The sequence below is a fragment of the Bartonella doshiae NCTC 12862 = ATCC 700133 genome, assembly GCF_000278155.1.
Taxonomy (GTDB): Bacteria; Pseudomonadota; Alphaproteobacteria; order Rhizobiales; family Rhizobiaceae; genus Bartonella; species Bartonella doshiae.
On sequence record NZ_JH725095.1, the window covers coordinates 417,255 to 430,161 of the forward strand.

The following is a 12,907-nucleotide window of genomic DNA, read 5'->3' on the forward strand; positions in this document are numbered from 1 at the left end:
TGTAACGTGAAAAATTATTGGATAGCTATAATCGTTCTTATCCTGCTGTCTATCCTTAGTATTTTTGTTGGTTATTCTGATGTAACACTTTCTGATCTATTAACAAGTGATCCACATGCGTGGCTTATTTTCTGGCAAACACGCCTCCCCCGTACAATTGCAGTGCTTTTGGTAGGTGCATCACTTGCACTCTCAGGCATGATTATGCAGCTGCTTATACGGAATCGTTTTGTCGAACCATCGACTGCTGGAACGATTGAATCCGCTTCTCTTGGCATTCTTTTTGTCATGATTTTTTTGCCCAATATTCCTGTTCTAGGAAAAATGATTGTTGCTACAATTTTTGCTATGGCTGGCACGCTACTGTTTATGTTTTTATTGCGCCACGTTCTTCTAAAATCTGCTCTTATTGTGCCACTTACAGGGATTATGTTGGGCTACGTTATTGGCTCCTTAACCAATGCCATTGCGGATCATGAAATGTTACTTCCCTCTCTTCAAGCCTATTTATTTGGCAGTTTTGCAATGGTTCTTGAAGGAAAATATGAGCTCTTATGGTTCTCTCTTCCGCTTTGCATTCTTGCCTATTTCACCGCTGACCGTTTTACAGTCGCTGGTCTGGGAGAAGATTTAACCAACAATCTTGGACTTAATTATCGTGCTGTCATGCTCTTTGGTCTCTTTATTGTTGCATCGATAACTGCTGTTGTTGTCTGTACAATTGGTCGAATTCCTTTTGTTGGACTCATTATTCCCAACCTTATTTCAAATTTCATGGGCGATAATATGCGCCGTACTGCTCCTTGGGTAGCAATGAGCGGTGCAGGATTAGTCTTAATCTGCGATCTTTTAGGACGAATAATTCATCCCTCTTTTGAAATTCCTATCAGCACTATGATGGGGGTTATTGGGAGTTTTATTTTTATTATATTGCTTTTACGCTGGAGGAAGCGTCTTGGATAAAAAAAAAACAACAACACTTGTATTGACAACGCTTATCATAATGGCGTGCACTGTAATCATTCTTTACATGACATGGAACATCAATACCTATACGTGGTCATTTCGTCTTACAAAACTTGTTTCTCTTCTTCTTGTTGCATATACAATTACCGTTTCCACTGTTTTGTTTCAAACAGTCGTTAACAATCGTCTTCTTACGCCTTCTATTATGGGGTTTGATCAGCTTTATATTTTAATCAAAACTGTCACGATATATTTTTTAGGCTCTCTTTCTTTACCCTTTTTGAATGAAGAAGGACAGTTAACTCTTGAAGCTCTTATCCTTATTTTCTTTTCAATAAGCCTTTTCCGTTTGTTATTTTCAGGGAGTCTAAAAGGGCTTCATTTGACACTCTTGATTGGCGTTATGTTAGGTGGCTTTTTTTTCAGTTTACGTATGTTTATGCAATTGCAATTAAATCCAGATCAAATGATGAATTTAACAGATATCATGTTTGCAAATTTTAATAAATTTAATACGTCCCTCATAAGTTTTGCCACAATTATTGTCTTTATTATAAGTTTAGTTGGTTGGCGTTCACGTCACCTGCTTGATATTCTTGCTCTGGGACGCGAAAACGCGCTCAATCTTGGTGTTGATTATCACAAAAGTGCTACAGCTATTCTTATATTTGTTTCTATTCTCGTATCCATTTCCACAGCGCTAGTAGGACCTGTCACCTTTTTTGGACTCTTAGTTGCCAATCTTGCTTATGAACTCTCCCCTCAGGCAAAACACGGTGTTGTTGTGCCCATTGCAATATTATTAGCTATAATTTGTTTGGTTGGTGGACAATTTATTTTAGAGCAAATTCTCAATATGGCAGGACGCTTAAGCTTTATTATTGAATTTTGTGGCGGTATTGTCTTCTTAACATTACTGATGAAGGGAAAACTAAAATGATTGAAATCAATCATCTTTCCAAGTCTTATGGAGCAAGGTTGATTATCGATAATTTATGTCTTCATCTTCCCAAAGGGGGGATTATTTCTCTCATTGGCCCCAATGGTTCTGGAAAATCAACACTTTTGATGCTGATAAGACGCCTTTTACCACACCATAATGGTACAATTCATATCGACGACTTTGATATTGATAAAATGCCCCACGATATTTTGGCTCAAAAACTCTCAATTCTGCGACAAGAAAATCCTTTGTCTTTTCGCTTAACCGTGTACGATTTAGTAAGTTTCGGACGTTATCCGTATTCAAAAGGCTGGTATAATAATGAAGATAAACAATTCATTGACAGTGCACTACGATATCTCGGCTTACAAGATCTAAAAGACCGCTTTTTGGATGAACTTTCTGGTGGACAGCGTCAACGCGCTTTTATCGCAATGGTCATCTGTCAAGATACCGATTATCTTCTGTTAGATGAGCCATTAAACAATCTCGATATGAAACATGCCGTTTCCATGATGAAGCAATTACGCCGCACAGCTGATGAACTCAAAAAAACCATTCTCATTGTTATGCATGATATTAATTTCGCATCATCTTATTCAGATATGATTGTTGCACTCAAAAAGGGCAAAGCAGCTTATTGTGGAACACCACAAGAAATTATGCAGCCAGAAATTCTTAAAGACATTTATGATGTCGATATTCAAATCAAAACAATTAATAACATCCCTATCGCTCTTTATTATCGATAACCATAAGGATTTTTTGCGCTTGCATACACTATAGAATCTGCTAGAGATAGTCAAATTGGTTTGTTGGGGAATAGTTTAATGGTAAAACATTGGACTTTGACTTCGTTAATCTTTGTTCGAATCCAAGTTCCCAAGCCAGTATTTAATGATTTTAGCTTGCCATCGAGTTTTGTATAATTTGAAAGCAGGTTTTGCATCAATTTATTTTTTTCAAAGGATATTCAAAAACCTTTCAATGTTTATTTAAAACCCCTTTAGTGCATATTTTTCTCTTCCTTTAAAAATTGCAATTTGAGATGATAAGCTCTTGAGCCGGAGATTGGCTAAAGATTTTTCGGATCTGAGGCACATCATTGAGAGAGAGAACTTTCCCTTTAATTGCGCAAACAAAGCAAACATCATCAGATAGTCCTCTCGCTTAAAAAAATCCTTTCCATAGTAATTCTCACCCCCCAGTAAGGCGGATCAAAATAAAACAAAGTGTTTGGACGGTCATAACGCATAATAAAATCAGACCAGTCTAAATGTTCAATGGTAACACAGGCAAGTTGTGAAGCTGAATATAATGGAACAGCACCGAACGGATAAGCCACGCATCATAAGTAAGCCTCTAGCGTGCATAGCTTATAGGTTTTAGAAACAGACAATATTATAATTCAGGCGATTAAAGATCGGATCTCAGGCTTTTTAATCTAGTGGACAAACACGAATAATATGTCCGTCTGGATCTTTGATTAGGAAAGTACGTCCAAATACATCAGTATACGGTTCCTTCAAAACATTTATCTCAACGGTGGTTTGCTCTTTCCATTCCGCATAGAGCTTATCTACGTCCTCTCCCTTAGGCAACATAATGCCAATTTCTGAAAAACGAGGCACATTTTCCTCAGGCGCATCGCCCCCAGACCAGAGGGCAAAGAGTGCATCCCCCGAAGAAGAAAATGCAACATAACGTGGCGAGATGAATACAGGCTCTTTTTTGAAGATGAATTTGTAAAAAGCAGTAGAATACTCTATGTTTGAGACGTATACCAACTGTAGGTTTGGGGTAACAGGATAAGTAGGGATATTACTCATTAATTCTCCATGATTTAATAGCAACTACCTGACAGGCTATAGCTATATAGAGAATATTTCAACAAGAGTTTATGATGCTTCCGTTCGCGGTGTCCTCTATTTATATGTTTTTACTCTCTTATTACTATATGCTAAAATATCGAGGCCGGCCACTACTGGGATTATAATGATATTACTATCTCTCTTTATTATCGATAATCTAGAGATTTTTTGCGTTTGCCTACACTGTAGAATCTGCTAAAAGTGGTAAAATTGGCTTATTGGGGAATAGTTTAATGGTAGAACAGCGGACTCTGACTCCGTCAATCTTGGTTCGAATCCAAGTTCCCCAGCCAGTGTAGCTGTATGTAGCTTGCCTGTAGCTTGCCACCAGGTTTTGTATATTTTGACACTAGGTTTTGTACCAATTTATTTTTTTTCAAAGGATTTTTAAAGAGTTCTCAAAGGGTCTTCAAAGACCTTTCAAAAGGTATTTAAAACCTCTTCCATGAATCTTTTTTTCTTCCTCTAAAAATCGCAATTTGAGATGATGAGTTCTTGAGCCAGAGTCGGATTATTTGAGATGCGGCATTTATAAGATGCAGTGACCTCTTTCAACATAAATTGACTGATAATTTTTCTGTATCCTAAGCATACTATCAAAAAGAGAAAAAGCGTTTAAGCAATTCGGTCAACTTGACCGAATTCCTTTTCAGTATGCAATTGTGCAATGTTTGCACCATTGCTCCTTTGAGGAATTGGGTAAACATTACCCTATTGCTGTACTCATGCAGTAGGATCAACTTGATTCTATTGCTCTCTCCCACCCAAAGTGCAAACATTGCATTTTGATTTCAGGAAGCATCACAACCGATCAAATGGTCAAGTTGACCCTTTGATTTTCTGTCACTCAGAGGTTTCCTTTTCTCCTGTTTTGTTTCCCTTGTTTGGAGCTTCGAGTGTAATTTCTGTGGTATATCCGCTTTGCTTCTCATAGCAGTGGGTGACAGTGGAAGCTTTCCATGGACCATTGATTTCGCCACGAAACCCTTGCAATAAAAGAGGTTGGTCGGCCATGATTTCTGGTCGCCCCACAAGGGTCAAAGAACCACTGCCCACAGCACGGCAAAGTCGGTCTGATTCTGAGGCAGCAGCAGCTTGTGCTTCCTCCTTGCTGCTGTAACAAGTCCGTAAACGCCGCACGGGACCGCTGAACCCTGTCTGATGTTTGACTTGGCATTGTTGCCCTTGTGAGCGATCAAAATAAGAAGCTTCAATGGTGCCATATTGCGTGCGTGGCTCGAGGGTAAATTCCCAGCTGGAGCAGTCATGCTTATGAATGTCGAGGGCTGGTAAATTCTCTCCGCTTAAAAATAAAAACTTATTGTCCTTGATCAAAAAACGTGCCTGCATGCGATCAGCAAGGCGGGTTAAAAAATCAACAGCCGATTGATCTGTACGAATCACATAAGGCAAAGGTTGTTTGGTAAACTGGGGACTGACCTTTGCTTGATAACCATGGCGTTTAGCGAGTGTCTCAACAATCTCCCCAACAGTTTTGTGATCAAAATGCTCACTCGCCTGTTCTTTGAGCTCTTGACGCATCGAGGCGCTTTTGCCACAAAGCCGCAAGATCTCTCCATCACTGCTACCTGAACTTACAACCGACTCCACAACAAAACGCCCCATAAAAGCACTGATGCTGTTCTCATAGCCAAAGATCACCTGCAGCGCGTTGCCCGTTTGCGGAACCTCTAAATCATTGCCACTATCATCAAATTCTGCTTCAAATGTATCGGCTTCATTACCGGCATGGTCCGTAATGGTTGCGGTTAAAAGACGCTGGTAAAAAACCTCATGAACAGGTTTGTCTCCCACCTTAACCACAATAAAGGGGTGTGTACGCATTAATCCCATAACCGCTTCACCATGCTTTGGGGATTAGACAACGCAAATTCAGGCAGAATGACCGTTAAGCCCCGCGGTAAAAGCACACCATATTTGGCAATCTCTGGATTGGCTTCCAAGGTGGCTTCTAAATAGCCGTTTAGTGCCCCAACTTGGATGCGATCTCCTAACACTGCCATGGCATGGTGAAAGCAGATGAGATCGAGACTCATATCCTCTAGCTCTACAACAACATGCTTTTCTGGTATCTTCATGGAGTTTGTCCCACTTGGATTTGTCCCACTTGATATTGACCTTGCGGTTTTCCGCCATTGAAAAAGGGCAAGAGACTAATGGAATAGCGGATGCGTTGTGATTGACCAGAGCGACTAATATAGTCGTGCTCTTTATTGATCGTGGTGATCACCACGGGACCATGGAGAAGGACACTATAGGTCGTATCATTGATCCAACGAAGCATCTGGACCGGCTTTGCTCTTCGAATCGTTTTGCTTATGGCATCAATGGCTACACGGTCACCAAACTCTTCTGGAAACCAAACGCCATGAATGGTCTTTGCATCATTGCCATAGCCGGTAAATTGCAAACTGGGGGACCTGCCAAAACGCTCCATACAAACCCATGAGGCGGAAAACTCTTCTTCAAAGGATTGGAAATTCAGCCAGTCCACATAAAATTGATGCGGTCCTAACATCATCAAAGGATCTCTCATAACCTCCCTCCCCTCATTCTGTCCCGCCATGCAGGGCATTGGCACGTACCCGTTGAATGGCGTGGGCAACCGCACGACCGGTGGCAACAGGATCACGGGCGCCATTGACATGCACCGTGACATTTTGATTGTGTGTGATGGGGGAGCGGTCTTTCTCTCTTTGCTCTCTACCCGATGGATTTGCATGCCCCGCCCCCGCAAATTGTGCAATCGGTTGAATGGCTGTTTTGCCCCCAAGCCAACTTGGCAAATGAAACAGATCGGATAAATCAACGCTGCCAATCCATTCTCTGATGCGGCTTGACAAGGATTTAAAAAAATCACTCAACTTTGTGATGGGTGCCATAAAGCCATCGACAATCCAATTGGCCAAGTCTTCTCCCGCTTGTTCCATACCAGCCTTGGCATCCTCAGAGAGCGTTTCGCGGGCAAAAAAGCTTCCCAACCAGCTCCAAAAGTTGGAGAGACTTTGTTTAAAACCATCCCACACATTGCCAAACCATTGGGCAATAGACCCAAGACCCTGTTTGAACTTTTGCCAATGTTCAGACAAGTCAAAAGCGGCAGCGATAATGTTTTTCCATTTAGTGATAGTTGCGGTATCGGCACCAAAAAAACGCATGACGGCTTCAAAGGCACGACCAAAAGCGTGTGCTATTCCCCGTGCAAAGCCTTTGACAAAAGAAGAGAAACGATCCCAATATTTCCACAAAGCAAAACAGCTGGCCATGATCACAGCCACAACAGCAGCAATCAGAGCCCCTATCGGGGTAAAAACAGCACCAACCACAGAGGCAATACCAACCCCAACCACTTCTATCACTGTCCCTACCCAACCAAAAGTACTCACCAATGCTGCACCTGAAACCGCGATCCCCCGAAACGCAGCCACCAATAAAGTCATTGGTCGCAAAAGTTTGAGTGAACTTGCCCCAAGCCCTGTCATCAATAGTTTCAAGGAACGCCCTGAAGCTGCTAAGCCTCGCCAGCTTGTTTTAAGCTTGACGCTCACACCAACAAGTTTGATCAAAGAGCCTATCAACTGTAGCAAGCCAAGGCGTGTCCCAGCGAAGGCAAAGCGCAACACACGCAGAGCAATGTTAAAAGCCATAAGGGCAGCAATGGTTTTGATGATGGCGCTTGTTAAAGTTGGATGCGCATTCGCCCATGCCATAAGAACATTGGTAAAATTGCCAACACTTTCCATCAAACTGTTGACAGGGGGCAATAAGACTTCACCAATGGTAATCCCTAAAGCTACGATACGGTTTTGCAAAAGTTCAAACTGCCTGATAGCACCCGTTGCTTGTTTGTCTGCTTCTTGCTCTACCGAGCCTTTAAAAACTTTTGGATCTTCGACATATTTTAAAGCTTGCCCTAACAGTTCTGGATTGCCAACCAATTTGGCAAAATCACCGGTAAAATCACGACCAGCGATGGCAATCAGCGAGCGCATCCCTTGTTCTGATTTGGCTAAAACATCAAAAAAGCGCACCAAAGTACCGGTGGCATCTTTGTCCAGATCTTGCATGAACTTTTCGCGGGAAAGCCCGATATTGGCAAAAGCATCTTCAATATGTTTACCCCCCGCCTGTATGCGGGCACTCATCGCATTGAAACCACGCGCTGCACTCTCAGGCACAATACCAGCAGAAATCATTGCCGTACCAAAAGCCGCGGTTTCCCGTGCGGTGAGTTTAAACATGGTTGCTGCACCGGTGGCGCGATTGGTAAAATCAGACACTTCGCTTGCTTTTGCCGCCATGTGGTTAGAGAGATGATTGATGGCATCACCTAAATCTTCAATGCCTGCCTGATTAAGCTTAAAGACATTGCGCAATTTGGCAAAACGCTCCCCAATCTGATCTCCCGTCATATCAAAAGCGACAGCTGCTTTGGCAGCGTAAATGCTAAAAGCTTCTAGATCTTGTTCGCCAATCCCAGCTTGACTAGCACTGGTCATCAGTTCCAAAACTTCACGCGCCGCTAGAGGGATTTTTGTTGAGGTCTCAAGTGCAAAGCGACGCAATTCTTTTAAACGATGAAGAGGAGCATCGAGAACCTTTTCCAAGCCTTTCATCGATTGGTCGAATTGCATGGCTTTATAGAGGGGTGCAATTAAGGTTGCTGTTTGAGCAATGGCACCCACCATGCGTCCACGCGCATGGTTGAAAGCATTTTCCGCATTTGCTGTTGCTTCCCTCAAGTGCTCAGGATCAAACCAATTTTTAAAGTGCTGCCTTGTCTTGTTTTGGAAATGGGCAACATCTGAACTAAAGGCTGCAAGATCACGCTTGGCAGAAGCTATCCCCTCTTGCAGATGATTAACAAAACGCACAACAAGGGAAACATCCATGATCGTCTCTTATCCTAACTGATGGCTTTCATATTCTTGTTGTTTCAGGCGTGCTAATTCACTGCGATAAAAAATCACTTCCAGCCAATCCATCTGGTTTATCTCTGAAGGAGACCAGCGATAATAAAGCGCTAGTTCTGCTCCAAATTGACCGGCAGAGAGGATTGGCGTTGCGTAAAAAAAGCAAAAAAAGCCTTGAAGACAGCAAGAATGTCAACAACATCAAGACGATCAATCAATTCAACGGATTCATGAGACATATCCGCTAAAAGCGCCGCTATCCCTTCCATGGCTTCATGGGTCAATAAAGCCTCACAAAGCTTGGCAACAAAAACATCATTGCTTAAGGGTGTTTTATCTTCTTCTACAGCGGGCAAGAGTGTCTTCGCAAGCTGTGGTCCAATCAACACGGCTAATTGTTTAGCTTGTTTGAAAGTGGGGCGATAAAAAGTCAGTTTCTTGCAGAGAGATTCTTTGCCATTTTTATCCTGATAAAGAAATGGAACCTGCAATTCCACATCAATGCTGGTTTGTAAACTTGTCATGATCAATTCCTATAAGTTGAGAATAGAGCGGCGACGTAAACCGATCTCTTGTCCGTTGCGCACAAGCCAACCGCCCCGTTTGAACGAAAAGCGGTGCAGAACAGAACCATCCCAATATTCGGTATAGTCCCAAACATTTTTGATCTCGCAATCATAGCCTGTTGCCTTGCCAGCCGTTAAGCCTTCACTGTCGACTTTGATCAAACGCCCTGTGACATCAATGGAATGTTCATGCTCACGCCCGTCTTCTTCAGAGATCACATGTTTTTTGCCGGTAAATTTATGGCGAAGACCAGGGGGACCACCAAAGATGCCGATAATTTCTGGTGTGTGGCTGCGGATTTTCATTTGCAAACCGAGAGCTTTCACACCAAGACCGCTCACATCAATTTGCATATCAGAACCGCCTGGTTGATAGGTTTCTGTGATTTCTTCCAGCGTGGGCAATTTAAGCGTTTCAAGATCGAGATGAAGATTCACATCATCATCAACAATCAGCGTAAAACCGCGTACAATGCGTAAAGTCATGCTTTAACTCCTTGCTGCTTTGCGATAAGTTTCAAGTGTATCGCCAAATTGATAGGTCATTTTCTTTTGGATATCTTGCGCCAACCGATCAAAATAAGCGCTATTGCGCCGGCTGCCGAAACTCAAATCTTCTAGAGGAGGGACTTCTTCTGCATCAAATTCCACCCGCAATTTTCCCAATTGCAAAGTGCTGTTGGAATTTAAATCGCGGTCAAACCAAACACGTCCACCCAAAAGGGCTCCACGCGCAATCATATCATCAAGAAAGCTGGTCAAAGAGCGGGTAATGGCAATGACATGTTGACCGGTAAGGTTTTCGTCATTGGCCCAAGGGCGGAAACTGTTAACGATAGTTTTTTCCAGTGCTGCGCGAGTGCGTACCACATTGACAAAGCGCCATAATGGATCGCTAGAGGTGGTGTGATTCCCCCATAAAATACGTCCATTGGCAGCAAATTGACCTTGGGCATTTTGGCTAAGCCGTGCTGGAATAAAGGTAGCAATATCGGCTTGGTTGAGGCGATTTGCTTCATGATCGATTTCACCATCAAAATAACTAATCGGGCGTGCGGTTCCTAAAATGCCTTTGACATCTTGATTTGAAGGAGACCAAAAAACACCTCCCCTTTGCTTATCACGCTTGATAAACATCGCCGCTGCAAAAGGACTTGCTGGTTTAATACTCCATCCACCATCACTATTTGCCACCCGTACAAAAGGATCAATCAAATAACAAAAGCGTGAAGAAAAATCTGCACGATAGGCAAGACTTTCTTCCGTGTTTTTACCACCCGTATCAAACACGGCAATCGCTTGTAGCTTTTCTGCAACCTGTTCAAGCGCATCTGCCACGGGGTTTTTGCCATTATCAAGGCGTCCTGCACTATAAGCTGGTGCTAACAAAATTCCAGGCTCTACCCCTAAATGGCCACGCGCATGTTTCAGCGCATGCACACCGGTTAAGGAAGCATAGGATCCCACCATTTCCGCTTGTGTCTCAGCAATGGTCGACTTTTCTTCCACACGCACAAGGATGACTTGTGCCTCGATCCCTTGCGCACACACTGCGTTAATCACATCAAGAGCCGTGCCTCTTATCCCAAGCTTTTTTAGTTTATCTGTCTCATGCGTAAAGAATAGCACAGGCTCGTTGAGAGGAAAAACTTGATTGTCAGCATCAGGGGCTGTAACAACCGCTCCAATGGCGGTTTGATCAAATGTTGCTAAAGGACGGGAATCTTCACCAGCCTCTACAATGCGAATCCCATGATTAAATTCTGTTGCCATTTTGCTCTCCAAATCAATGAAGAGACTATAACAACAAGCGCACACTCTCATAAGACTGACACTGTCAGTCAAAAAGTCCCTTTAAAGGGCTTTTAAAGAGTTTTAAAAAGGACTTAAAGAAAATCATACAAGCCTTTAAACGCTTATACAACAACTGCTCCGTTGACCCATGCCATTAGTTTTTAAATAGCTTGTAACCTAGACTTGATTATTTTTCTCTTGTGGTTCTTTTATGAGCTCTACGGGTATATCTGTTTCTGTCATTTCAGTAGATGAGAGCTGTTTTGTGTTTTCATCAACAACAGGAGGAGAGAACACTCCATCCTTATAAGTCCAGCCGATTTGTGCTTCACTTGAAGGAATGGCTTCACCATCAAAGGCGTGAACATAATCTTCTGAGGCTACGATAATGTTTTTTACCACACCATTTTCAACAACTGCATATTCCATGAAGTGCTCCTATATAAAAAATTTCAACAATATTGCGCCATTTCCACCACTGCCGCCAGATTGACCGATTGCATTCTTTCCAGAGAAATAACCTCCACCGCCACCACCACCTTTACCGTACATACCGTTATTGCCAAAACAAGCTCTGTCAGTAGAAGAACCTCCCCAGCTACTACCATATCCTCCACTTCCACCGCTAGCTCGAATAATCCCATTAATAAGTGTATCACCACCATTAGAACCTACGTTGTTTCCGTAAGGTCCTTTACCGCCACGACCAATTTGAGCCGCTCTTGATTTTTTAAGTTGCCATCCTTTAACTTTAACACATACATATTGACCGCCTTCACCACCCACTCCATTGTGAAGAGTTGTATATTTGCCTTCCATTTCTCCTCCTCCCCCCCCCTCCAGCACCCCAAGCTCGTATTTCAATATCTGTGTCATCTGTCACCCCATCAGGCAATGGAATAGTGCCACTTTCTGTCATAAGAATTTCGACAGGTTTTTTGTTTAATGAAGCGATTAATTTATCCATTTGTGTCTTGGTATAAGAAACTATTAACTCATCAACTTCAGTTATCAATTTATCCACTTGCGCCTTCGTATAAACAACATCACCATCGACTTTTAAAGGTCCTTTAAGCGAGCTACCACTCGCACTTAAGTTTGTGACCACTTCATCATTATGAGTGAGATTAAACGACGAATTACCCAACAGTTCTAAGCCACCACTCATAGTGACTTTGCTGGTAAATTTATTATAACTTTGCCATTCATTGGGGCTGGCTAAGCGACCATAGCTTGTGAGGTCTTGATTAATCTTGGCTCTAAAATCATCAAGCCCCACGATATCTTCGGTTTTATGTTGGTGTGCGCCTAACAGGGAGATAGCACTGCCAAAGGTGAAGTTATTATTGCTTGATTTATAGAGAACATAATTATTTGCTGCATCGTGTGCCCCCTCGATATCACTTAAATCAGCAAAGGTGAAGGTTTTATCGGCTGCCATTTTGGACTTAAGGGCTGCTTCAAGATCTGTGACATCACTTATGCTATGCGTGTGTTTTGAAGGCGCTTTTTGGTCTACCTTGTCTTCAATATCAACAATGGCTTGATCAATTTTGGTCAAGTTTTCCCGCAAGATTGGGAATTCAGAACTGATAAAGCGACCTTCTTTAGGCAATTCCATGTCAAGTTTTTTGGTTTTGGTCATCTCTGTTCTCCCCTCATAATATGCCAGCACCGAAATCACACACCATAGATCGTGCTGCAGGTCCACCGGTAAGGGTGAGTTTCAAACGCGCTTGTTTGGCTGTTTTGTCGCTGCTAATGAATTTTCGTTCTGTCCAAAGAGGCTCGGATAACTGCTCTGTTTCTTCTAATGTGAGAGGGACAAAAGCA

General features: G+C 42.6%; 14 protein-coding genes, 2 tRNA genes and 1 pseudogene. 5 read left to right on the forward strand and 12 right to left on the reverse strand.

Features of this window, described 5'->3' with window-relative positions:
* The first annotated feature begins 6 nt into the window (after nt 1–6).
* The 4 genes from MCS_RS04725 (at nt 7) to MCS_RS04740 (ending at nt 2,799) form a co-directional block, all read left to right on the forward strand.
* The gene (locus MCS_RS04725) at nt 7–963 is read left to right on the forward strand and encodes an ABC transporter permease (protein ID WP_004856103.1); all 957 of its coding nucleotides are present in this window, start codon (nt 7–9) and stop codon (nt 961–963) included.
* Nucleotides 956–1,906: an iron chelate uptake ABC transporter family permease subunit gene (locus MCS_RS04730; RefSeq protein ID WP_004856104.1), complete on the forward strand. Its 951-nt coding sequence runs from the start codon at nt 956–958 to the stop codon at nt 1,904–1,906. Before MCS_RS04725 ends, MCS_RS04730 begins: the two co-directional genes overlap by 8 nt.
* The gene (locus MCS_RS04735; RefSeq protein ID WP_004856105.1) at nt 1,903–2,661 is read left to right on the forward strand and encodes an iron ABC transporter ATP-binding protein; all 759 of its coding nucleotides are present in this window, start codon (nt 1,903–1,905) and stop codon (nt 2,659–2,661) included. The genes MCS_RS04730 and MCS_RS04735 overlap by 4 nt, the downstream gene beginning before the upstream one ends.
* A gap of 63 nt (nt 2,662–2,724) precedes the next feature.
* Nucleotides 2,725–2,799, forward strand: a tRNA-Gln gene (locus MCS_RS04740).
* A 139-nt stretch (nt 2,800–2,938) separates the two neighbouring features.
* On the opposite strand, the pseudogene MCS_RS08695 reads toward MCS_RS04740, so the two are convergent.
* Together MCS_RS08695 and MCS_RS04745 are read right to left on the reverse strand one after the other, a co-directional pair.
* Nucleotides 2,939–3,212: pseudogene (locus tag MCS_RS08695) on the reverse strand (DNA adenine methylase); the annotation flags it as partial.
* A 136-nt stretch (nt 3,213–3,348) separates the two neighbouring features.
* On the reverse strand, nt 3,349–3,738 hold the full coding sequence (locus tag MCS_RS04745) for a VOC family protein (RefSeq protein WP_004856107.1): 390 nt from the start codon (nt 3,736–3,738) through the stop codon (nt 3,349–3,351).
* Between the two features lie 261 nt (nt 3,739–3,999).
* On the opposite strand from MCS_RS04745, the gene MCS_RS04750 reads away from it, so the two are divergent.
* Nucleotides 4,000–4,073 (forward strand) — tRNA-Gln (locus MCS_RS04750).
* Nucleotides 4,074–4,623: 550 nt separating this feature from the next.
* Here MCS_RS04750 and MCS_RS04755 read toward each other — a convergent pair.
* The 10 genes from MCS_RS04755 to MCS_RS04800 all read right to left on the reverse strand — a co-directional run bounded on the left by MCS_RS04755 (nt 4,624) and on the right by MCS_RS04800 (nt 12,719).
* On the reverse strand, nt 4,624–5,625 hold the full coding sequence (locus MCS_RS04755) for a phage late control D family protein (protein ID WP_004856108.1): 1,002 nt from the start codon (nt 5,623–5,625) through the stop codon (nt 4,624–4,626).
* A complete protein-coding gene (locus MCS_RS04760; protein WP_004856109.1) occupies nt 5,625–5,879 on the reverse strand; it encodes a tail protein X in 255 nt (84 codons plus the stop codon). Before MCS_RS04760 ends, MCS_RS04755 begins: the two co-directional genes overlap by 1 nt.
* A complete protein-coding gene (locus MCS_RS04765; protein WP_004856110.1) occupies nt 5,876–6,337 on the reverse strand; it encodes a phage tail protein in 462 nt (153 codons plus the stop codon). Before MCS_RS04765 ends, MCS_RS04760 begins: the two co-directional genes overlap by 4 nt.
* Nucleotides 6,338–6,350: 13 nt before the next feature.
* Nucleotides 6,351–8,693, reverse strand: coding sequence for a phage tail tape measure protein (locus MCS_RS04770; protein ID WP_004856111.1), 2,343 nt, complete (start codon nt 8,691–8,693; stop codon nt 6,351–6,353).
* Between the two features lie 131 nt (nt 8,694–8,824).
* Nucleotides 8,825–9,238 (reverse strand): hypothetical protein, encoded by a 414-nt coding sequence (locus tag MCS_RS04775; protein WP_004856112.1) that lies wholly within the window; start codon nt 9,236–9,238, stop codon nt 8,825–8,827.
* A gap of 9 nt (nt 9,239–9,247) precedes the next feature.
* Nucleotides 9,248–9,766, reverse strand: coding sequence for a phage major tail tube protein (locus tag MCS_RS04780; protein WP_004856113.1), 519 nt, complete (start codon nt 9,764–9,766; stop codon nt 9,248–9,250).
* Between the two features lie 3 nt (nt 9,767–9,769).
* Complete coding sequence (locus tag MCS_RS04785) at nt 9,770–11,053, reverse strand: phage tail sheath C-terminal domain-containing protein (protein ID WP_004856114.1); 1,284 nt, start codon at nt 11,051–11,053, stop codon at nt 9,770–9,772.
* A 198-nt stretch (nt 11,054–11,251) separates the two neighbouring features.
* A complete protein-coding gene (locus tag MCS_RS04790) occupies nt 11,252–11,503 on the reverse strand; it encodes a hypothetical protein (protein ID WP_004856115.1) in 252 nt (83 codons plus the stop codon).
* A gap of 9 nt (nt 11,504–11,512) precedes the next feature.
* On the reverse strand, nt 11,513–11,893 hold the full coding sequence (locus MCS_RS08700; protein ID WP_004856116.1) for a hypothetical protein: 381 nt from the start codon (nt 11,891–11,893) through the stop codon (nt 11,513–11,515).
* Entirely contained in the window at nt 11,850–12,719 is an 870-nt protein-coding gene (locus MCS_RS04800; protein WP_004856117.1) for a Bgr_08870 family protein, read from the reverse strand. The genes MCS_RS08700 and MCS_RS04800 overlap by 44 nt, the downstream gene beginning before the upstream one ends.
* Nucleotides 12,720–12,907: the final 188 nt, after the last annotated feature.

Bases quoted from the DNA above. Each gene is read 5' to 3' on its own strand.
- MCS_RS04745 (WP_004856107.1), bottom strand. From the start codon at position 3,738: ATGAGTAATATCCCTACTTATCCTGTTACCCCAAACCTACAGTTGGTA.
- MCS_RS04770 (WP_004856111.1), bottom strand. From the start codon at position 8,693: ATGGATGTTTCCCTTGTTGTGCGTTTTGTTAATCATCTGCAAGAGGGG.
- MCS_RS04800 (WP_004856117.1), bottom strand. From the start codon at position 12,719: ATGACCAAAACCAAAAAACTTGACATGGAATTGCCTAAAGAAGGTCGC.
- MCS_RS04790 (WP_004856115.1), bottom strand. From the start codon at position 11,503: ATGGAATATGCAGTTGTTGAAAATGGTGTGGTAAAAAACATTATCGTA.
- MCS_RS04755 (WP_004856108.1), bottom strand. From the start codon at position 5,625: ATGCGTACACACCCCTTTATTGTGGTTAAGGTGGGAGACAAACCTGTT.
- MCS_RS08700 (WP_004856116.1), bottom strand. From the start codon at position 11,893: ATGGAAGGCAAATATACAACTCTTCACAATGGAGTGGGTGGTGAAGGC.
- MCS_RS04780 (WP_004856113.1), bottom strand. From the start codon at position 9,766: ATGACTTTACGCATTGTACGCGGTTTTACGCTGATTGTTGATGATGAT.
- MCS_RS04785 (WP_004856114.1), bottom strand. From the start codon at position 11,053: ATGGCAACAGAATTTAATCATGGGATTCGCATTGTAGAGGCTGGTGAA.
- MCS_RS04760 (WP_004856109.1), bottom strand. From the start codon at position 5,879: ATGAAGATACCAGAAAAGCATGTTGTTGTAGAGCTAGAGGATATGAGT.
- MCS_RS04735 (WP_004856105.1), top strand. From the start codon at position 1,903: ATGATTGAAATCAATCATCTTTCCAAGTCTTATGGAGCAAGGTTGATT.
- MCS_RS04765 (WP_004856110.1), bottom strand. From the start codon at position 6,337: ATGAGAGATCCTTTGATGATGTTAGGACCGCATCAATTTTATGTGGAC.
- MCS_RS04775 (WP_004856112.1), bottom strand. From the start codon at position 9,238: ATGACAAGTTTACAAACCAGCATTGATGTGGAATTGCAGGTTCCATTT.